Origin of the sequence: Pseudarthrobacter sp. CC4, assembly GCF_048957775.1 — a bacterium.
GTDB lineage: Bacteria > Actinomycetota > Actinomycetes > Actinomycetales > Micrococcaceae > Arthrobacter.
Genome location: NZ_JARCCZ010000011.1, coordinates 76,159 through 97,310, shown reverse-complemented (window position 1 = coordinate 97,310; position 21,152 = coordinate 76,159). Strand labels below are relative to the sequence as shown.

Sequence of the window (21,152 nt, the reverse complement as noted above, 5' to 3'; positions counted from 1 at the left end):
AACTGCCGCCGGCTTTCCTTATCCGGGCCGCCATTTCTTTTCGACGATGAGGGCACAGCCAGCAAAAGGCCTTTGCAAAGCCCCGCCCGCTCCCTTTTTGGGAGCGGGCGGTGCTTTGCCTGAATAGGGGCATTGCCTGAATAGTGGCTTTGCCCGAAAAGGGCGTTCCCTAAACCCTGCCGGAAAGGCTACAGCCCGAGTTCGGCGGGCAGTGGCACGTCCTGGTCTAGGACATTCCTGGCCAGGAATGACTCCACAACCTGATACCAGACCTTTGAATGCTGCGGCTGGAGCACCCAGTGGTTCTCGTCCGGAAAATACAGGAACCGATGCGGCGTCTGCCCGTCCTGGTCCGCGGCGAGCTTTGACTTGGACAGCAGCTCGTACCAAAGCCGCAGCCCCTCGCCGATGGGCACCCGGTAGTCCTTGTCCCCATGGATCACCAGCATGGGCGTGCCGATGTTTTCGACGTGAAGGTGCGGTGAATTGTCCAGCGCCATCTCTTCTGTCATTTCCTTCAGCCAGTACTGCGAGGCGTCCGTGGTGGGGCCGAACTGGTCCAGCGCCCACAGGCTCGCGTGCGTCACGATTGCCCTGAACCGGTCGGTCTGCCCTGCCACCCAGTTGGCCATGTAGCCGCCGAAGGACCCTCCCATGGCGGCGGTGCGGCCGGCGTCGATGTCGGGCCGCTGGACCGCGGCGTCCGTGACCGCCATCAGGTCCGCGTACGGTGCTTTGCCCCAGGCTCCCCACCCGCGCTGGATGTGGGCCTGGCCGTACCCGGTGGAGAGCGCAGGATCGGGCAGGAGGACCGCATAGCCCCTGGCAGTCATCAGCCACGGGTTCCACCGCCAGGTCCAGGCGTTCCAGGACCCCAGCGGTCCACCATGGATCCACAGGAGCATGGGCGCCGGAGACTCCGCTGACGCGCCCTCCGGCAGCGCCAGGTAGGCCGGGACACGGGCCCCGTCCGCCGCCGTCGCAGCGATGCGTTCCAGCCTGCCGGGGCGCACCGGCCGCTCCGCGGGGGCGGGCAGCCGCGTGGCCTCGCCCGTCCGCAGGTCCAGCCGTACCGCTTCAGGCGGGAACTCGTAGGAGCTCCGCAGGGCGTAGGCGCTGCGTCCGTCCGGCGAAACCACGACGTCGGAGTAGGCCGCAGCGTCCTGCGTCACCCGGGCGACACTTACTTCAGCCGCGCCGGCGGGGACGCTGATCCGGAAGACCGGCGACGCGCCGTCGTCGTCCGCGGTGACCAGGAGGGCGGACCCGTCCGGAAGCCAGGCAGCGGGCTTGGGCCACCGGTCCCAGTCGTGAGCCAGCGGCACCAGGCCGCCCGGGGCGTCTCCGCCTTCCCCCGCTACGTCCAGCAGGTGGAGCTTGACCTGCGGGGCCTCCTGCGGCGTGGTGTCGCTTTCGCTGACAACTGCCAGGGTGCTGCCGTCGGGGCTGACGGGACCCGGGAAAAAGCTCATGCCCTCCTCGTCCAGAAGCACCTTGGTGCTGCCGGAGGCCACGTCCACGGCCACCAGGATGGACCTGCTGTCGGCCTTGGCCAGCGGCTTGGTGTAGCTCGTGTAGATGGTTTTGCCATCGGGGCTGACCACGGTTTCCGCCTCCCGCAGCCTGGGTCCGGCATCCGGTGTGAGGTTCCGCAGGACCAGCGGCGCGGTGGCATCGACGGTTGCCGGTTTGCCGCCGTCCTGTGCTTCGCCCGGCTCAACCGCGAAGATCCGGGGCTGGCCCGGTCCCAGGTCCGCGTCCCAGTACCGGACCGGATATTCACTGTGCAGGATGGCGGAGACCTTGCGGTCCTTCCGAGATTTTCGGCGTTCGGCGTCCTCCTCTTCGTCGGCGGAACCGGCCAGGACCTCCGCGGTCACGAAGGCGGCGTCGGCGTTCCGGGCCGTCAGCACGGCGCCCACTCCGCCGGCCCGGTTCAACACCACGCGGGCTTCGCCGCCGTCCGCGGGAAGCAGCCAGAGCGCCTTGACGGGCTCCTCCTCGGGGCTGTCCGGGTCCGGCCGCGCGGAGGTGAAATAGACGTCCCCGTTGGCGGCGAACGCCGCCCCCGCCTCACCCTTGGCGCTGCGGGTAATCCGCCGGGCGTGCTTTTGCCCCGCGGGATCCAGCTCCCACAGGGCGGTACCGAATTCGGTGCCTTTCCCGTTCAGGGTGGTCACGGTAGTGACCAGCCGGGTGCCGTCCGGGCTCAGGGCGAGGCCACTTACCCGCGGGATTGACAAATAATGGTCCAAATCATGAAAAGGGGTCAAAGGTCGCTCATCCGGGATCGCCGGTTCCAAGTTAGCCATGCCCCGATTCAACCCGACCGTGTCCTACATCACAAACCGCTACCTACCCACGGAACGACGCCGGCGCTCAAGTTCAAAGGGGAGGCAGGGCGCCCGGGTCCGCTCCGGCGACGACCATCAGACATTTCCCGGCGCCTGCTCGTTCCTCGCTTTGACGGCGCCTACATAAATGCCTGATGTCCGTCGCCTCGTGCATAGGCGCGCCTCACGCGAAGCGGAGGGGCCGGGGTCATTTGTGTAGCTTGCGTCAACGCGACGGGGGAGCAGCAAGCGGCAAATGACTCCGGTGCCGCAGCGACTTAGCCACGGGTGACCGCCGGATGCCAACACTTTGACGGGACCGGCGGCAAAGCGAAGGCCCCGCCTGCTCGAGGAGCTGGCGGGGCCTTCGGCTTTGGGGCTTAGACGCTCGGGGCGATTTCCGGGATGCGCGGCTTGGCGTTGCCGGCGAAGGTGAACTTCGCGTCGTCGCCTTCGCCTTCCACGTCCACAACGACGATGTCGCCGGGGTGGATCTCGCCGAACAGGATCTTCTCGGAGAGCTGGTCCTCGATCTCGCGCTGGATGGTCCGGCGCAGCGGCCGGGCACCCATGGCGGGATCGTAGCCGCGGGTTGCGAGGAGCACTTTGGCGGCCTTGGTGAGCTCGATGCCCATGTCCTTGTCCTTGAGGCGCTTCTCCAGCCGGGTGACGAACAGGTCCACGATCTCGATGATCTCGTCCTGGGTGAGCTGCGGGAACACCACGACGTCGTCCACACGGTTCAGGAACTCGGGGCGGAAGTGCTGCTTGAGCTCCTCGGTCACACGGGCACGCATGCGGTTGTAGCCGGTCTGCGTGTCGGTGCCGGACTGGAAGCCGGTGGCCACACTCTTGGAGATGTCCCGGGTACCCAGGTTGGTGGTCATGATGATCACGGTGTTCTTGAAGTCCACCACGCGGCCCTGGGAGTCGGTCAGGCGGCCGTCTTCCAGGATCTGCAGCAGCGAGTTGAAGAGGTCCGCGTGGGCCTTTTCAACTTCGTCGAACAGCACCACGGAGAACGGACGGCGGCGGACCTTCTCGGTCAGCTGGCCGCCTTCCTCGTAGCCCACGTAGCCCGGAGGGGCACCAAAGAGCCGCGAGACGGTGTGCTTCTCGGAGTACTCGGACATGTCCAGGGTGATGAGGGCGTCCTCTTCACCGAACAGGAACTCAGCGAGTGCCTTGGCCAGCTCGGTCTTGCCGACGCCGGTGGGGCCGGCGAAGATGAACGAGCCGCCGGGACGCTTGGGGTCCTTGAGCCCTGCGCGGGTACGGCGGATGGCCTGGGAGAGGGCCTTGATGGCCTCGTTCTGGCCCACCACGCGCTTGTGCAGTTCGTCTTCCATCTTCAGCAGGCGCGAGGACTCCTCCTCGGTCAGCTTGAACACGGGGATGCCGGTGGAGTTCGCCAGCACCTCGGCGATGAGATCCTCATCCACCTCGGAGATGTCGTCCATGCCGCCGGACTTCCAGTGGCGCTCCTTCTCCGCGCGCTCGGAAATCATCTTCTGCTCCTTGTCGCGGAGCGCGGCGGCACCTTCGAAGTCCTGCGCGTCAATCGCGGACTCCTTTTCCATCTTCAGCTTGGCGATGCGCTCGTCCATGGCCTTGAGCTCCGGCGGAGCGGTCATGCGGCGGATGCGCAGCCGGGCACCGGCTTCGTCGATCAGGTCGATCGCCTTGTCCGGCAGGAAGCGGTCCGAGATGTAGCGCTCGGCGAGGCTCGCAGCAGAGGCCAGGGCGCCGTCGGTGATGGTGACGCGGTGGTGCGCCTCGTAGCGGTCACGCAGCCCCTTGAGGATCTCGATGGCGTGCGCCACGGAGGGTTCCTTGACCTGGATCGGCTGGAAGCGGCGCTCCAGCGCGGCATCCTTTTCGATGTGCTTGCGGTACTCATCCAGCGTGGTGGCACCGATGGTCTGCAGCTCGCCGCGGGCCAGCATGGGCTTCAGGATGGAAGCGGCGTCGATGGCTCCTTCAGCGGCACCCGCGCCCACAAGGGTGTGGATTTCGTCGATGAAGAGGATGATGTCGCCGCGCGTGCGGATCTCCTTGAGGACCTTCTTCAGGCGCTCTTCGAAGTCACCGCGGTAACGCGAGCCTGCCACCAGGGACCCCAGGTCCAGGGTGTAGAGCTGCTTGTCCTTGATGGTTTCGGGGACGTCGCCGCGGACAATCGCCTGGGCCAGGCCCTCGACGACGGCCGTCTTGCCGACGCCCGGCTCACCAATCAGGACCGGGTTGTTCTTGGTGCGGCGGGAGAGGACCTGCATGACGCGTTCCATCTCCTGCTCGCGCCCGATGACGGGGTCCAGCTTGTTCTCGCGCGCAGCCTGGGTGAGGTTGCGGCCGAACTGGTCCAGGACCACAGACCCTGCGGGCGTGCCCTCGGGCTGCCCGGAGCCGACGCCTGCGCCGGTGGTCTCCTTGCCCTGGTAGCCCGACAGGAGCTGGATGACCTGCTGGCGGACCCGGTTCAGGTCGGCGCCGAGCTTGACCAGCACCTGGGCAGCAACACCCTCACCTTCGCGGATGAGGCCCAGCAGGATGTGCTCCGTGCCGATGTAGTTGTGGCCCAGCTGGAGGGCTTCGCGCAGCGAGAGCTCCAGCACCTTCTTGGCACGGGGCGTGAAGGGGATGTGGCCGGACGGCGCCTGCTGGCCCTGTCCGATGATCTCCTGCACCTGCTCGCGAACGCCGTCGAGCGAAATGCTCAAGGACTCAAGAGCTTTGGCGGCAACACCCTCACCCTCATGGATAAGACCCAAGAGGATGTGTTCGGTACCGATGTAATTGTGGTTCAGCATGCGTGCCTCTTCTTGGGCAAGCACAACTACGCGACGGGCACGGTCCGTAAATCGCTCAAACATTTCGCCACACTCCTAGCTACGACGTACTTTGATGCTACGTGGCTGGCCCCCGGTTGTGGAGCGTGTTCGCCACAGGGGAAACATGGTGCGAATCCGCAGGGAGTGTTCGGGGTGCGGCTACCGTATTGCCCGGAACAGGCTTCCTACTTCCGGAAGTGGAACAGCGCCGTATGAACCGTCCCGTCATTGAACCCGAGCTCCAGCTGGCGGCAGGAACCGGCCCATGCCTTCTCGGTTTTCCAGACGAAAGTGTACGTATCGCTGCCCGCGTTGTAGCTCAGCAGGCTGGTTCCGGCGGCAACAGTCTGCTCGATGTCGTCCGGCGCGGTGCCGCCCGGACACGCGATCGCAGACGACGACGGCGCTCCGCCGGCCAGGATGTCCAGCCCCAGGTTACCGCCCACGCCGAATTTGAGGGGCACCGAAGCCCCGGCGGTCATTGCATTCAGGACACCGCCGGTGTCCACCGGCTGCAGGAATCCGGTGAATGGCCAATGCGGCTGGCCGACGGCAAAAGGTGAGAAGGAATGCGTCACACCGCAGACCCTTCCCGTGCCGCTGCTCACCGTGATGTCCTCCCACGCTCCATCCACGTAGTGGTACAGGCGCTGCCCCGCCGCCTGCGTCTGGGTCATGTCGGCGGTGTCGAAGGTGATGCAGACTTCCACGCCGAGTGCGCCGTCGAAGACCGCACTCGTTTCGATATCGTAGTACAGAGGCGGGTCGGTAAGGGATGAGAAGCTGCCGGCAGGCGGGGCAGCTTCAGAACCGAGACGGGTGACGGTGGTGTTCCCCGCCGTCGTTACTTGTCCGAACTCCAGCGTGGCGGGGGCCTGGCCGGTATTGTCCACAGGCGCAGCGACCACGTCATTTCCTACCGCAGTGAGGCCGGGGTCCACCGGCCCGATGGAGTTGCTGGCCAGGGCCGTGTAGGTGCAGCCGATACCTGCAATGTCGAGCCGCGCAGATACAGATTTCCCCCCGGCGTCGAGGGGAACAACGAAGGTGGGGCCGTATGCATCTTCCACCAGGTCGGTGCCGAGGAACCAGGTGTACCGCTGGAGGCAGGGCTCCCCGAAGGGTCCCGCCTCAACGAAATCCGGAGCGGCGGCGAGGGTTGCCCCCAGGGCCGGCTGGCCGGACAGAGTCAGGACGCGCGCCGCATCAACGGGCACTGAAGGCGGGAAAACGGCATAGGCGAGATTGAAGTGGTTGTTGCCGGTAAGGGTGATAACCTCCGCTTCGGCGCGGTGCGCCGTCTCCGGCCACCAGCGCTCAGTGGTTCCTTCTCCGGGACTTTCCTTGACGAAACGCACTTGGTACGTGCCCGGCGCCACGCCCTCAAAGGTGTAGTAGCCGTTGGCGTCGGTACGCAGCGCCTCCCCAACCAGGCTGGTTGCCGGTGCAGCTGCCGCATCATGCAACTCGACGCGGACACCGCTGAGTAGCGACCCGGCCCCGCCGTCGGATCTGCTGGCGACAGCCCCGGAGATGGAGGATGCGGCCGCATGGAGAACCGCCCACCCGTCATGGGTCCAGCTGGAGTTGGCAGGGGCGAGGGAGTCAACAATAATCACGTCCGCGGTGGCAAAGGTCCTGCTCTCCTGGTACGTAAGCAATTCGGAGATGGAATTTTCCCCGGCCCCTGCGGTAGATGTGTACCAGCTCTCCAGGAACCCGGGAGAGCTGGCCCGGATTTTATAGCGGCCATCCGGCAGATGGAAGGGCACGGTACCGAAAACGCGTTCCGCTTTGGCTGCGGCCACCGGGGTGGATCCATCGTCGTCTGCCGCGAAAACCTCGTAGGTGATCTCAGTTAGCGGTTCAACTCCGGAATCAACGCTGGCGACCAACTCGGTGGAATGCGGCACGGCACCCACCGAAACAGAGGCGTGGTCCGAAAACGCCATAGGACCGAGCGGCGCCGCCAAGAGCACCACAAGGCCACAGAGGACAGCCGCAAACCGCCGGGGCGTAAGTTTTCCAGACATCATCGTCTCCCACTGCACAAAGTTGAAACGGGCAGAATAAGCCAGCGTCCCAGACCGGCATCGCGCCCTCCCCGCCCATTGATTACCCGCAATCGAATCGGCAAGTAGGGCAACGATACGCGCAGCACCCCGGACTTCCAAGCATTTCTCCCGCTGCCCGCTGCTGGCTTAAGCTGAAAACCCTGCCGCCGCCGGATGGCGAAGGCAGGGTTTTCTGCGGAATGGGACGCGAAGCTAGGAATGGGCCTTTTGGTAGGCTTCCTGGATTTCGGCCTGAATTCGGCCGCGGCTGTTAACCGTGTAGCCGTTTTCGCGGGCCCATTGCCTAATCTGTGCAGAGTCGTGGCTGCGTCCCCCCGATGCAGCTTTGGCCCGGGCCGGGCGGCCGCCGGAAGTTTTCCGTGCGGCTGCAACAAAACGTTCCAGCGAAGAACGAAGTTCAGCGGCGTTTGCCGCCGAAAGATCGATCTCGTAGTTCGTCCCGTCAAGGCCAAACTTCACATTCTCGTCTGCGGATCCCCCATCCAGATCATCAACGAGGATGATGTTTACTTTCTGTGCCATTAAAAGACTTCCTTTTGGAAAGGGTTCGGTGTGCAGAAAAGCAGGATGTTTCGTTAAAAGTATGACTCCCTTTATGGCAACGCGTCAAAGCGGCAAATGGTTCCGGGGGATATTGGAGGGAAAAGCCAGGGGTTTATCAATTCGATTCCGGGTCCGGCCGGTCCGCCGGGGATGCCGCCTTAGCTTCGGCTTCTGCCTGGGCCTGTGCTTCCGCCTGGCGCTCTGCTTTGTCCGCATTGAAAATCGACTTCATGGCAAACCAGAAAAGCAGGCCCACCACCACGGACGGAAGAAGGACAGCTACATATTCCACGGTCAGTGCCCTTCCGGCTTGAGCAACGGGAAGAGAATCGTTTCGCGGATTCCGGCGCCCGTGAACAACATGACGAGCCGGTCGATCCCCAGTCCGATTCCGCCCATCGGCGGAGCACCGTACTCAAGGGCACGCAGGAAGTCCTCGTCCAGCTGCATTGCCTCGTCGTCCCCGGCGGCCGCATGGCGTGACTGCTCGGTCAGGCGTTCGCGCTGGATAACGGGGTCGATCAGCTCGGAGAAGGCGGTGCCGCGTTCCATTCCGCCGATGATGAGGTCCCAGGCTTCGATCAGGCGGCCGTCCTCGCGGTGCGGACGGGCCAGCGGCTGGGCGGACGGCGGGTAATCGTAGACGAAGGTGGGGTTCAGCAGCGTGGGCTCCACGATCTCGCCGAACAACTCGACAGCGAGCTTCTCGGCATCCCACTTCGGGTCCACCTTGACCTCGTGCTTTGCGGCGATGTCGCGGAGCACCTCCAGCGGAGTGTCCGGCGTGACTTCCTGGCCAACGGCGTCGGAAAGCCCCGGGTACACGGCAAGCCAGGCCCACTCGCCGTCGAGGTTAATCTCCCCGGCGTCCGTCTGGAGGACACGTCCGGCACCCACGGCGTCGGCGGCGTCGAGGATGATCTCCTTGATGCGCTCGGCCATCACGAACTGGTCAGCCCACGCCTCGTAGCACTCAAGGGTGGTGAACTCCGGGCTGTGGGTGGAGTCCACGCCCTCGTTGCGGAACACGCGGCCCATGTCGTAGACGCGGTCGATCCCGCCCACCACAGCGCGCTTGAGGTAGAGCTCGGTGGCGATGCGCAGGGTCATCTTCTGGTCGAAGGCGTTCATGTGGGTCTCGAACGGACGCGCCAGCGCGCCGCCGTGGACCAGGTTGAGGATGGGGGTCTCCACCTCCACGTAGCTGTGGCGGAAGAGTGTTTCGCGGATGGAGCGGGTGATGGCGGCGCGGGTGTAGACCATTTCGCGGGCTTCGTCGCGGACCATCAGGTCCACGTAGCGCTGGCGGACACGGGTCTCTTCGTTCAGTTCCGCGTGCAGCACCGGCAGCGGGCGGAGCGCCTTGGAGGCCATGGACCAGGACTCTGCCATGACGGACAGTTCGCCGCGGCGGGAGGAGATGACCTCGCCCTTGATAAACACGTGGTCGCCGAGGTCAACCAGGGCCTTCCAGTCCGCGAGCGCCTCTTCGCCCACGTTGGCGAGGCTCAGCATGGCCTGGAGCCGGGTTCCCTTGCCGTCGGTGCCGCCCTCCTGGAGGGTGGCGAAGCACAGCTTGCCGGTGTTGCGGATAAACACCACGCGGCCGGTGACTCCCACGGTGTCCCCCGTGGTGTCGTCCGCCTCAAGATGGGCGTACTTCTCGCGGATTTCGGCGAGGGAGTGCGTCCGCTCCACGCCCACCGGGTACGCCTCGGTGCCGCGCTCGATCAGTTTGGCGCGCTTCTCCATGCGGAACCGCATCTGCTCGCTGGCGTCGAGGGGCTCTGGGGCGTTCTTGGGCGCGGGGGTGTTTTGGGAAGTCACAATCCCCAAGTTTACCGGGAGTTGGACAGCCCGGCTTCGCGGCTGCCCCGCAGGCGCCTGCCTAGGATGGGGTGGTGAAAGAACAGGTACTTCCAACGCACGACGGCGGCCGGCTGGCTTTGTACAGCTACGGCACCGAAGATGCGCCGGGAGACCGCCGGGTGCTGCTGATCGGCGGGGCCTTCCTCACCGCCCTGATCTATCGGCCCTTTTCCGTGGCCCTGGCGAAGGGCCTCGGCGACGGGTGGGCCGTTGACGTGTATGACCGCCGCGGGCGGGGAAGCTCGTCGGAGCAGCCAGCGGACTACTCCATGGCCACCGAGATCGCGGATGTGCGCACGGTCCTGGACGCCACGGGCGCTAGGAACATCTTGGGCCACAGCCTCGGCGGATCCGTGGCCCTCAACGCGGTCCAGGAGTTCACCGGCACCGCGTACGTGCCGGACAAGCTTGCGGTGTACGACGCCGCCGTGAACATCGACGGCAGCATCGACACCGGCTGGCTGGACGGGTTCGAGGACGCCGTGAACAACGGCAAGGTGGGCCATGCCCTGGCCCATATGAAGAAGGCCACCAAACCGGGTTCGGCTTTGGCGAGGATCCCCGAGCCCGTCCTTGCCGGGCTGATGGCCGTGCTGTCCCGGACCAAGGTGAACCGGATGTTCCAGGAAGTCATGCCCAGCGGTGTGGGCGAGCTGCGGGCCGCCTACAAGGAGGCGGACCATGCCAGGGACTTCAGCGTGCTTCCTGCCAACACCCACTTCATGGCGGGCGGCAAGAGTCCCGGCTATTACAAGGCAACGGCCGAGCGGCTGCACGCTGCGGTCCCCGGCAGCACCTACGAGCTCTCCCCCAAGTGCTTCCACGGTTCCATCCCGGCTGCCGTGGGCGAACTGGTCACCGACATTTCCACGTACTTCAAGGGCTAGGCTCCGCGGCTGGACCCTGCCAGCGCGGCGTCCCCGAGGTCCTGCCCCACGCTCTTGCGCCTGGACAGATGGTCCTTGGCGGCCAGCCAGTCGCCGTAGAGCGTGATGTCCTCCCCCTGTGCGGCGGCCACCGCATCGCAGGCGAACCCCACAGCCCGGGAACCGTCGGCCAGTTGGATTGATCCGAGCAGCATGGGTTCTGGCAGGGCAGCCAGGAACTCCCCCAGCCCGGCCGGGGACACGAGCCACCGTTCTCCCACAAGCTCGGCTCCGCCGTCCTCCGCACGGTACACCCCGGGCTTCGGCGGTTCGGTGTCCAGGGACACCATCCGGTAGCGGGCCGCGGTACGGACGGGGCCGTCCCAGGCGGCGCCGAGCTCCTCCAGCTGGCGGGCCAGGGGCTGCCCCTTCCGGTGCGCGCCGACCACCACCAGCGGCACGGCGGTTGCGCCTGCGGCCACCGGCCAGGGAACGGACGACGACGGCTGGGCAGCTTCGCCGGCAGCCGCCGGCGCCGCGCCAGGCTCGTGAAGGGCACGAGCGAAGAGGGCAGGCGCTTCGGGGGTCACTTCAAGGAGCCGGGCGATGTCCGCGGCAACGGCGTCCTCGAACGTCCGTGCCACCACGGTCAGCCCGAACTGCGCGCCGTCCACCGTGCCGGCCGGCACCGCAACAGCGCTGAGGTCAAACAGGTTGCAGAAGTTCGTGTACGTCCCCATCAGCGAGTTCACTCCCACCGGGTCCGCGGCCACGTCGGCAAGGGTGGGGTGGAACGGGGCGGTGGGGATCAGCAGGGCGTCAAACCCTTCCAGCCGCGCCATCGCCTGCTGCTTCAACGCTTCCAGCTTGGCCGTGTCAGCCACGTACCGGTGGGCGGGCACGCTGCCGGCCGCCCGGATGATGCATTCCACGGTGGGGTCGATGCCCGCCTGGCTGCGCGCGCCGCCGTCGTACTTTGCCAGGAAACTGCCGACAGCGGCGTGGCGCTCCGCCACCAGCCCGCCGTCGTACAGCAGCCGGGCGGCCTCGAGGAAGGCATCGAATTCGATCGCCTCCGCCTCCACGCCCAGTCCCTTGAGCCGGTCCACATTGCGGTGGAATTCGGCTGCCCAGGCGTCCGGCAGCGCCGGCAGGGTTGCGGGATAGGCGACCCGCGGCTTTTCCGGTGCCGCCAGCCGGATGTCCGCCGGCCAGGACCGGGCTCCTCCCGCCATCACGCCCATGGCGAGCTCCGCCGTCGAGAGGTGGCGGGCGAAGATGGTGACGGCGTCCCAGGACCGGCATGCGGGCACGACGCCGGCGGTGGACACAACATCCAGCGTCGGCTTGATGCCCACGATCCCCTGCAGCCCGGCGGGCACGCGGCCCGACCCGGCGGTGTCCGTTCCGACGGCGATGTCCGCCAGGCCAAGGGCCACAGCGACTGCCGAGCCGGAGCTGGAGCCGCCGGAGATGTAGTCCGGTCGGCGGGAATCCCGGACCGCCCCGTGCGGGCTGCGGGTGCCCACCAGGCCGGTGGCGAACTGGTCCAGGTTGGTGGCGCCCAGCACCAGGGCGCCGCCGGCACGGAGGCGGGCCACCGCTTCGGCGTCCTTCTCCGGGAGGTAGGCGAAGCCGGGGCATGCGGCCGTCGTGGGGATTCCCGCGACGTCAACGTTGTTCTTGACGGCGAGCAGGAGCCCGGCCAGCGGCAGTCGGGCTCCACCCGACACCGCCGTGTCGATGGCGGCGGCCTCCGCCAGGAGGTCATCCGCACTGCGCAGGGTGATCCAGATTTCCGGACGGTCCCCTGCATCCAGTGCGGCCAGCGCCGCCTTGACCCGCGTGCCGGCCGGGCCGGTGGTTACGGTGCTCATACTGTTGCCTCTTCCAGTTCCTGTGCTTCGGTAACGGACACGGACTCCGCATCCGCGCTGCCGAGGACCACCACTGCCTCTCCCGCCACCACCTGCGAACCGGCGGCCGGCAGGACCCGGAGCACAACGCCGTCACAGGGAGCTTCCAGGACGGTTTCCATTTTCATCGCCTCCAGGGAGATCAGCGCCTGGCCCTGCACCACCCGGTCGCCTTCCGCCACGTCAACCTTCCAGACGCTCGCGGCGAACGGCGCGGCCACGAGGGACCCGCCGTCGGGAACAGTCACCTCATCTGCCACCGGTGAGATGACAGCGGCCAGGGCGTCAGCGCGGTCGAACTCGCCGGCGTCGGCCCATGCCTGCCGTTCCACGGCGAATGCCTCGCCCTGCTTTTCCCGGAACGCCGCGATGGACTCTCGGTTCTCCTCGAGGAACACCTCGTGCTCGGCCAGCGAAAAGGTTCCGTCCTCGATCTCCACTCCGCGGCCGCGGCCGGCGGCCATGTCCGCGCGGAGATCCAGGAGTTCCTCGGGGCTGACCGGGTACCAGGAGATCCGGTCGAAGAAGCGCAGCAGCCACGGCGAACCGGGCTCGAACGGGGCGGACTCCGCGTAGCGCGACCAGACCTGGGTGGTGCGGCCTACGAACTGGTAGCCGCCAGGTCCTTCCATGCCGTAGATGCACATGTACGCGCCGCCGATGCCCACCGCGTTTTCCGGGGTCCAGGTGCGGGCGGGGTTGTACTTGGTGGTGACCAGGCGGTGCCGGGGATCCAGCGGCGTGGCCACCGGGGCGCCAAGGTAGACGTCGCCCAGCCCGAGGACCAGGTACTCGGCGTTGAACACGGTGTCGAAGACGTCATTGACCGAGTCCAGGCCGTTGATCCGCCGGATGAATTCGATGTTCCAGGGGCACCAGGGGGCGTCGTCGCGGACGCCCGCCATGTAGCGTTCGATTGCCTCGCGGGTGGCGGGGTCGTCCCAGGACAGCGGCAGCCGGACGGTGCGGCTGGGAACCACCAGCTCGGAACTCGCCGGCAGTGCCGCCTCGATCTCCCGGACCAGTCCCAGCAGGCGCTTCGTGGACAGGACCGCGGGATCCACCTTGACCTGCAGGGAGCGGATGCCCGGGGTGAGGTCCACGATGCCCGGAACGCGGAGCTGTTCGAGGTGCTGGTGCAGGGCGTGCACCCGGGCGCGGAGGCCGAGGTCCAGGACCATTTCGCCGTACTCCACAAGCAGGTTGTCGTCGCCGGAGCGGCGGTAGGTGACCGCGGGACGGCCGGGACCTTCCGGCACCCGGCCCAGCACGCCGTCGTCGCCATCCCCGCGCGGGGCAGGCAGGCTGGCGGCAGCGGCAGTGGCCTTCGACAGGTCCCCGGACCAGCCGGCGTCGCCGGGCAGCACCAGCTGCCGGCCGGGGCCGAGGTCCCTGGCCGACGGCGCCTGGCTGACGCGGACGGGAACGAACCGGACCTTGTCCCCCGGCCGGAGCTGGCCGAGCTTCCAGCGATCGGCGGTCACCACGGTGACCGGGCAGACGAACCCGCCCAGGCTGGGGCCGTCCGGGCCGAGCAGGATGGGGGTGTCGCCGGTGAAGTCCAGGGCACCCACCGAGTACGCGGTGTCATGGATGTTGGACGGGTGCAGTCCGGCCTCGCCGCCGTCGGTCCTGGCCCAGCGCGGCTTGGGGCCGGTCAGCCGGACGCCGGTGCGGGCGGAGTTGAAGTGGACCTCGTACTCGGATGCATACAGCTCTTCGATGTCTTCGCGCTGGAAGAACTCCGGGGCACCGTGCGGGCCTTCCGTCACGGCGAGTTCCCAAGTGGAGCTAAGGGCGGGACGGCTGTCGAGGGGCACTGCTGCTGCGGGGGCTTCTTCAGGTGCGCCGGCGGACGGGGCAACGGCGCGAAGCACGTCGCCGGCGCGCAGGACCCGTCCGGCGTGCCCGCCGAACTGGCCGAGCGTGAAGGTGGAGGCGCTGCCCAGGTACTGCGGAATGTCCAGGCCGCCCTGGAACAGGATGTAGCCGCGCAGGCCTTTGCCGCCGGCCGTGCCGACGTCGAGCGTTCCTCCCGCGGGGACCGTCACCGGCGTCCAGGCGGGCACCTCCTGCCCGTCAACCGTCACTGCCACCTCCGCGCCGGTGACGCAGACAGTGGTGGCGTGCGTGAAGGCCAGGCTGGGGCCGGTCATGGTGAATTCCAGGCCGGGCGCACCTTCCGGGTTGCCCAGGGCGGTGTTGCCGAGCCGGAAGGACAGGTCGTCCATGGGCCCGCTCGGCGGGACGCCGATCTGCCACAGTCCGGTCCGGCCGGGCCAGTCCTGCACGCTGGTCTGCAGCCCGGGGCGGCCCACGGTGATGCGCGGTTCGGGGTCGCCCACGTTGTCCAGGGTGCTCGTGGAGTGCTCGACGCTGCGGACCACGTCCAGGGCGGTGGCGGCGCGGAGCAGCCCAAAGTTGGTCTCGATGCCGTCGATCCTGGTGCCGGCGAGCGCGGCGGCCAGCCGGTCAAGGGCTTCGGTGCGGTCAGTGCCGGAGGTGATGATCTTGCCCAGGAGGGGGTCGTAGTTGGTGGACACTTCGGTGCCCGTTTCGGCCCAGGCGTCCACCCGGACGTCCGCCGTTGCGGGGTAGGCGGCGTTGGTGACGGTTCCGGCGCTGGGCTGGAAGCCGCGGGCCGGATCCTCGGCATACACGCGCGCTTCCACGGCGTGGCCGGTCACGGGCAGGCTGTCCGGCACTTCTTCAAGGACGGTGGCGGCCTGGCCGCCGCCCTGGGCCAGGCGGAGCATCCATTCCACCAGGTCCACCCCGGTGACGGCTTCGGTGACGGGGTGCTCCACTTGGAGCCGGGCGTTCACTTCCAGGAAGGACGCTTCCTTGCGGGCGGAGTCGTAGACGAACTCGACCGTGCCGGCCGAGCGGTAGTTAAGGGAGGCGCAGAGGGCCCGGGAGCTGCGGTGGAGTTCTTCGCGCAGCTCCTCCGGCAGGTCCGGCGCGGGTGCCTCCTCGAGGACTTTCTGGTGGCGGCGCTGCAGGGAGCAGTCGCGGTCGCCCAGGCTGACCACACGGCCCTCGCCGTCGCCAAAGATCTGCACCTCGACGTGCCGGGCGTTCTCCACGTACCGCTCGGCGAAAACCCCTGCGGTGCCAAAGCTGGCCCCGGCCAGGCGGGCCACGCGGGGGAAGCTGTCCACGAGCTCGGCCTCGTTGCGGCAGACCGTCATGCCGATCCCGCCGCCACCTCCGGTGGCCTTGAGCATCAGCGGGAAGCCAATCGCGGTGCTGGCCGCAACGGCGTCGTCCACGTCCCCAAGCAGCCCTGAACCGGCGATCATCGGCACCCCGGCTGCCCGCGCGGCGTCGCGCGCTGTGTGCTTGGTGCCGAAGATGCGCAGCTGCTCGGCGGTGGGGCCCACGAAGACCAGTCCCGCCGCTTCCACGGCCTCGGCGAAGGCGGCGTCCTCGGAGAGGAAGCCGTAGCCGGGATGGATGGCGCCGGCGCCGGTTTCCTTTGCCGCCGCCAGGATGGCGTCCACCCGGAGGTAGGACTCCTTGGCCGGCGCGGGCCCCAGCAGTACAGCCTCGTCGGCGAGCCGGACGTGCTTGGCGCCGCGGTCCGCCTCGGAGAAGACGGCAACGGTACGCAGTCCCAGCTTCTTCGCGGATTCGATGATGCGGCAGGCGATTTCGCCGCGGTTGGCGATCAGGAGGGTGTCGAACGTGTTCGACGCGTCAATGGAGTTCACAGTGCAGCCTCCGGCCGGGTGACGATCATGCGGACAGGGGTGGGGTTGAAGCCGTTGCAGGGGTTGTTGACCTGCGGGCAGTTGGACACCAGCACCAGGGTGTCCACCTCGGCCCGCAGCGCCACGCGCTTCCCGGGGGCGGACAGCCCGTCCACGATGCCCAGGGCGCCGTCCGGGTCCACCGGGACGTTCATGAACCAGTTGATGTTGGACACCAGGTCCCGTTTGCCCAGGCCCCAGCGCGAGCCCTCGATCAGGAAGTTCTCCACGCAGGCGTGCTGTTCGCGGGTGTGCTGGCCATAGCGGAGGGTGTTCGATTCCTGTGAGCAGGCGCCGCCGATGGTGTCGTGCACGCCCACTTCGTCTGCGACGACTGTCATCAGGGGCGCGCCGGTTTCCGCCCGCAGGACGGAACCCGTGGTCAGGACAATCGACTGCTGCTGCGCAATGGTGACGGCGGCGGAGTACCGCACGGAGGTGTCGTCCGCCGCGTACAGCAGGCAGTCCACGGCCTGGTTGCCTTCCAGGTCCACAATGGTCAGCACGTCGCCGGCGGAGACGACGGCGGACCAGGGGCCGCGCGCCTCGACGAGCTCGTCGAGGACCACGTCGCCGGGAGCCAGGGCAATGTCGCGGGCGCCTGCTGCGGGAGCGGCGAAGGTGGCGGTGTTCATCGGGCGTTCCTCGCGGTCAGATCGTGTTCGGTGTTGTGCAGTGCCTGCAGGTGTTCGGGAGCCAGGGGCCCGGTGAGTGCTCCGGATTCCAGTGCCGCCAGGTCCAGCGGCGCATGCCAGGCCACGATGTCGACGGCAGTCCCGGTGAAGTCAGGGCGCGGGTCCAGGGGGTGGGCGGTGTTGGCCAGTACCAGCACGGTGTCCAGCTGGAGCAGTAGTTCGACGGCGGCGCCCGGCCCGGCGCTCCCGGTGAAGGTGATGCTGCCGGCAGGGTCCACGGTGATGCCCTTGAAGAGGGTCAGCGACGGCGCCACGTCACGCGGGCCAAGCCCGTTCTTGAGCGCTCCGAGGGTAAGCAGCTCGCGGGCGGCAGGGGATCCACTGTGGGCGGTGCCCGCACCGTACCGTGCCGTGTTGCCCGCCAGTGTGGTGGCGCCCGTCAGGGCGTCGTGGCGGGAGGAGGCATCGGCGACGATCGTGGCCATCAGGCGGCCGGCGTCGGAAAGCAGCGGGTGGCCTGTTGAGGGGTAGGCCTGCCAGGGCACCTTGACGGTGTCCGCGATGTTGAGCCGTTCGTGCAGGGCTCCGGCGCGGTAGAGGAGGGCGTGCACGCAGGCGTCGCCGGAGGTGTCCGTGAGCCTGATCCTGGTGCCCCGGGCCAGGGTCATGGTGGTGTAGCGCCCGAAGGCGAGGGATTCGGCCCAGGTGGGCTGGGCGGCGGCGTCCCCGGTGAGGCCGGCGGTCAGGCGGTCGGGCGCGGAGGCGGCGGGCACAAACCGCATCGTGTCAACGGCCCTGCCGTGCTGCTCCCTGGCATGGGCGCGGGCGCCTTCCGTGGTGGCGGTTCCGGCCGATGCCGGGCTTTCGGTTACTTGAGTCATGTCTATCCCGTGTTGTTCTGGAGCGCGGTTCGTTGCGCGTGGTTGTTCCCGGAGCTGTTGTTCCGCAAGCCGGGGTGGAGCTCCGGCGCGTCAGGCCTTCGAAGCCAGGTTCCGGCGTCGGACCCACATCCCCAGGAGCAGGACGACGGCGACCATCAGCGGCGCTGAGTAAAGGAGGAGTCCGTTTTCGCCGGAGGGGTCGTAGACCTCCGGACGCGGCCAGGCAAGGTTGACCACCATGACGGCGCCGTAGAGGACGGCGAGGATGTTCACCGGGAGCCCCCAGCGGCCCAGCGAGAAGAGTCCTTCAGGCAGCGCCTGCCCCACCCGGTTCCAGTCGCCGCGGAGCCTGTTGACGAGCTGCGGCACGGTGACCAGGAGGTAGGCGATGTAGACCATGACGATGCAGACACTGCAGAGGGTGGTGAACAGGGCGGCGTTGCCAACGTTGATGGCAAGGACGCCGACGGCCAGGGCGCCGATGGCGATCGACGGCCACATGGGCGTACCCCGGGTGGGGTGGACTGTCGACAGCAGGGCGGACGCGGGCAGCTTGCCGTCGCGGGCCATGGAGAACACCAGCCGGGAACCGGCGGTCTGGATGGCCAGGGTGCAGACGAAGATGGCGATGGCCACGTCCACCAGCAGGACCTTGCCCCAGAACGTGCCCAGGACGGCGGTGAGGACGTAGGGCAGGCCCTCGGTGGCAAGGCGGCCGTCGTCGAGGCTTGGGGCGGCCATCAGGGCCGTGATGATCATCAGGGCGCCGCCGATGCCCGAGATGAGCAGGGCGGAAAGAATGGTGCGCGGCGCTGTCCGGCGCGGGTCCTTGGTTTCTTCCGAGAGTTCGCCGGCGGAGTTGAAGCCCACCATCACGTAGGCGGCCATCAGGCCGGACACCAGGAAGGCTCCCACGGCGCCGAGCTCGGACGTCTGGAGCACGGTGGTGTCCGCAACAACCTCAGGTCCGCGCTGGGCTGCGCTGATGAGGGCGAGGATGACGGCCACGACGCCGACGATCTCGCAGGTGACGCCCACCGAGTTGACGTGGGCCATCAGCTTGACGCCGAGCGAGTTGATGATGGTGGTGGCCACCAGGAGGACGGCACCGAGGATGACGGCGTTGGCCGCTCCGCTGACGGTGTTGAGCGCGGGGTCACCGCCAACTATTTGGAAGCCGTCCCAGAGCTGGGGCAGCACCACCTGCAGGGCGATCGCGGCGGCGGCGGCTGTCACCACCTGGGCAATGGCCATGAACCAGCCGGCGAACCAGCCCACTCCCTCTCCCCCGACGCGGCGGGCCCACTGGTACACGGCTCCGGACAGCGGGTAGCGGGCGGCGAGTTCCGCGAAGTTGAGGGCAACGAGGAGCTGGCCCACCAGTACCACCGGCCAGGTCCAGAAGAAGGCCGGCCCCGCGAACGAGTAGCCGAAGGCGAACAGCTGGAAGATGGTGGTCAGGATCGAGACGAAGGAAAAGCCGGCGGCAAAGGAAGCGTAGCGGCCGAGTTTCCGGTGGAGGGTGGGTTCGTAGCCAAGGGACGTCAGATCCGCGTCGTCCGCGTGGACGGCGGGAGCAATGGTTGAGGTCATCGAATTCTCCGGGGGCTGGAATGGCGGGGGCCGCGGGTTCTGCAGCACTCGGCCGAAAGCTGCGGAATACCGGTCACTTGATAGTTTTCCAGCGCGATGTCCCCAACGAGTTTCGCCTCTGTAAAAGGCGCATGGACATCTTGTTTCCACGGTATTTCCGCCTCCTCACCTCCGCCCGGGGTGGCGAAGGCGTACCCGCCCGGGTGCAAGAATGATGCCGTGACTTCAGCCGGACCCGGACGCCCCCGCAGCCAACAGCCCTCCAGGCCAGGGGCGACTGCACGGGACGAAATCCTGGATGCGGCGGCCGAGCTTTTCACGACGCACGGCTTCGCCAACACCTCCACCCGGTCCATTGCCGACGCTGTGGGGATCAGGCAGTCGTCCCTGTACCACCACTTCAAAACCAAGGACGACATCCTTGAGGACCTGCTGGAGGGGACCGTGCTGGGCGGGCTGAAGTTTGCCCGCGCGGTAGCCGCCCTTCCCCACGGCGAAGGGACTCCAGGAAGCCGGCTTCACGCCGTCGCCCTTTATGACGGCACGCAACTGTGCAGCTCCCGCTGGAACCTCGGAATCCTGTACCACCTGCCCGAAACCCGCGGCGGCCGGTTCGCGCGGTTCCTGGCGGACCGGCAGGAACTGCGGAACCTGTACGGGGAACTGGGCGCGGCCGTGTCCCCGGCAGGTCCTGCCGCAGCTTCGGGGAACCCCGGCGACCTGGCGTTCCGCCTCGTCGAATCCCTGGTCAACCTGCGGGCAGACGGACTGGCAACATCGGAATCGCCGCTCCAGGCGGCCGACGCGGGGCTCATCCTCTGCGGGCTGGCCGAAGAACTCCCTGCCATCCGGGAGCAGAGCGCAGTGCTCATAGGACAACTGGGCTGACCATCCCGGCGCAGGCTGAGGCGAAAATGTCTCCAGGGGTGCAGCGCGCGTGATGCCTGCCTTCAGGTTGCTCAGCTAGGCTCGGAACATGACGCGTGAGAACATCAGGACCCCCGACGGCGGCACGCTGGAGCTCTTCTCCACGGGCACGGAACTCGCTTCCGCCGGTTCGGGCGTTGTTATTGTCCCGCCTTCCATGGTGACCGCAGCGGACTACACGAAGTTTGCGCAGAAGCTCAGCGCGGCCCTGGGCCGTCCGGTGCACACGTTCAACCGGCGCGGCCGCGGTTCGTCATCGCCCCAGCCGGAGGACTACACGCTGGACGTGGACATCCGCGACCTGGACACGGTCATGAAACACACCGCGAGCACGGACGTCTTCGGCCACAGCTTCGGCGGGGCCGTTGCCCTGCACGCGGCGCGGACCCTGCCGGTGGAGCGGCTGGCCGTGTACGACCCCGCGGTCTCCGTGAACCACAGCGTCAAGGCTGACTGGACGGCCGAGTACGAGCGGGCAGCTGCCGCCGGCGACGATGACCGCGCCCTCGCCGTCCTGCAGCGCGGGCTTGAAGCCGGGGGCTCGTTTTCGTCCCGCATGCCGCTCTCGATGCTGACGCTCGCCAACAAGCTCACGGCCGGCACCACCGAGGGCAGGCAGCAGCGCGAGTTGATGCGCACCGGCGTCCGGGAAATCAAGGCCATCATCGCGGCGGACATGCCGGCCGAGCCGTTCCTGGCGCTGCCGCTGGAAACCCTGATCGTGGTGGGCGAAAAGAGCCCGGCGTACTTCGGCGTGGCCTGCGGCCAGATCCACGACGTCCTCTCCGGCTCCAGCTACACGATCCTCCCGGGCCTGGGCCACGACGGCGTCATCAAGGCCCCGGACAGGCTCATCAAGGTGCTCGCGGACTTCTTCGCCGGCTAGCCCAAGTAGGTAGCGCCAAGTGTCGTTTTGAGCGGTCAAAACGAC

General features: G+C 67.6%; 14 protein-coding genes. 3 read left to right on the top strand and 11 right to left on the bottom strand.

Annotated features, from left to right (window positions below; all coding sequences use genetic code 11):
* Positions 1 to 188: 188 nt before the first annotated feature.
* The 6 genes from PV768_RS09410 to lysS form a co-directional block, all read right to left on the bottom strand.
* Positions 189 to 2,312, bottom strand: a complete 2,124-nt coding sequence (locus tag PV768_RS09410) for a prolyl oligopeptidase family serine peptidase (protein ID WP_421092880.1) — start codon at positions 2,310 to 2,312, stop codon at positions 189 to 191.
* 401 nt (positions 2,313 to 2,713) lie between these two features.
* On the bottom strand, positions 2,714 to 5,206 hold the full coding sequence (locus PV768_RS09405; protein ID WP_157239703.1) for an ATP-dependent Clp protease ATP-binding subunit: 2,493 nt from the start codon (positions 5,204 to 5,206) through the stop codon (positions 2,714 to 2,716).
* A gap of 143 nt (positions 5,207 to 5,349) precedes the next feature.
* A complete protein-coding gene (locus PV768_RS09400; RefSeq protein WP_421092879.1) occupies positions 5,350 to 7,197 on the bottom strand; it encodes a PxKF domain-containing protein in 1,848 nt (615 codons plus the stop codon).
* A gap of 234 nt (positions 7,198 to 7,431) precedes the next feature.
* Positions 7,432 to 7,761: a histone-like nucleoid-structuring protein Lsr2 gene (locus PV768_RS09395; RefSeq protein ID WP_157239706.1), complete on the bottom strand. Its 330-nt coding sequence runs from the start codon at positions 7,759 to 7,761 to the stop codon at positions 7,432 to 7,434.
* Between the two features lie 136 nt (positions 7,762 to 7,897).
* Complete coding sequence (locus PV768_RS09390) at positions 7,898 to 8,074, bottom strand: hypothetical protein (RefSeq protein WP_421092878.1); 177 nt, start codon at positions 8,072 to 8,074, stop codon at positions 7,898 to 7,900.
* Positions 8,075 to 8,076: 2 nt separating this feature from the next.
* Positions 8,077 to 9,609 carry a lysine--tRNA ligase gene (gene lysS / locus PV768_RS09385; protein WP_421092877.1) on the bottom strand — a complete coding sequence of 511 codons (1,533 nt, stop codon included), beginning with the start codon at positions 9,607 to 9,609 and terminating at the stop codon, positions 8,077 to 8,079.
* A gap of 74 nt (positions 9,610 to 9,683) precedes the next feature.
* Between lysS and PV768_RS09380 the strand changes: the two genes are divergently transcribed.
* Positions 9,684 to 10,538 carry an alpha/beta fold hydrolase gene (locus PV768_RS09380; RefSeq protein WP_421092876.1) on the top strand — a complete coding sequence of 285 codons (855 nt, stop codon included), beginning with the start codon at positions 9,684 to 9,686 and terminating at the stop codon, positions 10,536 to 10,538.
* On the opposite strand, the gene atzF is transcribed toward PV768_RS09380, so the two are convergent.
* The 5 genes from atzF to PV768_RS09355 form a co-directional block, all read right to left on the bottom strand.
* Positions 10,535 to 12,394 carry an allophanate hydrolase gene (gene atzF / locus PV768_RS09375; RefSeq protein WP_421092875.1) on the bottom strand — a complete coding sequence of 620 codons (1,860 nt, stop codon included), beginning with the start codon at positions 12,392 to 12,394 and terminating at the stop codon, positions 10,535 to 10,537. The two genes, PV768_RS09380 and atzF, sit on opposite strands and share 4 nt — an antisense overlap.
* A complete protein-coding gene (gene uca, locus PV768_RS09370) occupies positions 12,391 to 16,146 on the bottom strand; it encodes an urea carboxylase (RefSeq protein ID WP_421092874.1) in 3,756 nt (1,251 codons plus the stop codon). The genes atzF and uca overlap by 4 nt, the downstream gene beginning before the upstream one ends.
* Positions 16,143 to 16,820, bottom strand: a complete 678-nt coding sequence (locus PV768_RS09365; RefSeq protein WP_421092873.1) for an urea amidolyase associated protein UAAP2 — start codon at positions 16,818 to 16,820, stop codon at positions 16,143 to 16,145. Before PV768_RS09365 ends, uca begins: the two co-directional genes overlap by 4 nt.
* Entirely contained in the window at positions 16,817 to 17,701 is an 885-nt protein-coding gene (locus PV768_RS09360) for an urea amidolyase associated protein UAAP1 (protein WP_421092872.1), read from the bottom strand. The genes PV768_RS09365 and PV768_RS09360 overlap by 4 nt, the downstream gene beginning before the upstream one ends.
* A gap of 90 nt (positions 17,702 to 17,791) precedes the next feature.
* A complete protein-coding gene (locus PV768_RS09355) occupies positions 17,792 to 19,294 on the bottom strand; it encodes an amino acid permease (protein WP_323057843.1) in 1,503 nt (500 codons plus the stop codon).
* Positions 19,295 to 19,513: 219 nt separating this feature from the next.
* Here PV768_RS09355 and PV768_RS09350 point away from each other — a divergent pair, with 219 nt between their 5' ends.
* Entirely contained in the window at positions 19,514 to 20,182 is a 669-nt protein-coding gene (locus PV768_RS09350; protein WP_421092871.1) for a TetR/AcrR family transcriptional regulator, read from the top strand.
* Between the two features lie 88 nt (positions 20,183 to 20,270).
* Positions 20,271 to 21,107 (top strand): alpha/beta hydrolase, encoded by an 837-nt coding sequence (locus PV768_RS09345; RefSeq protein WP_321215072.1) that lies wholly within the window; start codon positions 20,271 to 20,273, stop codon positions 21,105 to 21,107.
* The last annotated feature ends 45 nt before the right edge of the window (positions 21,108 to 21,152 follow it).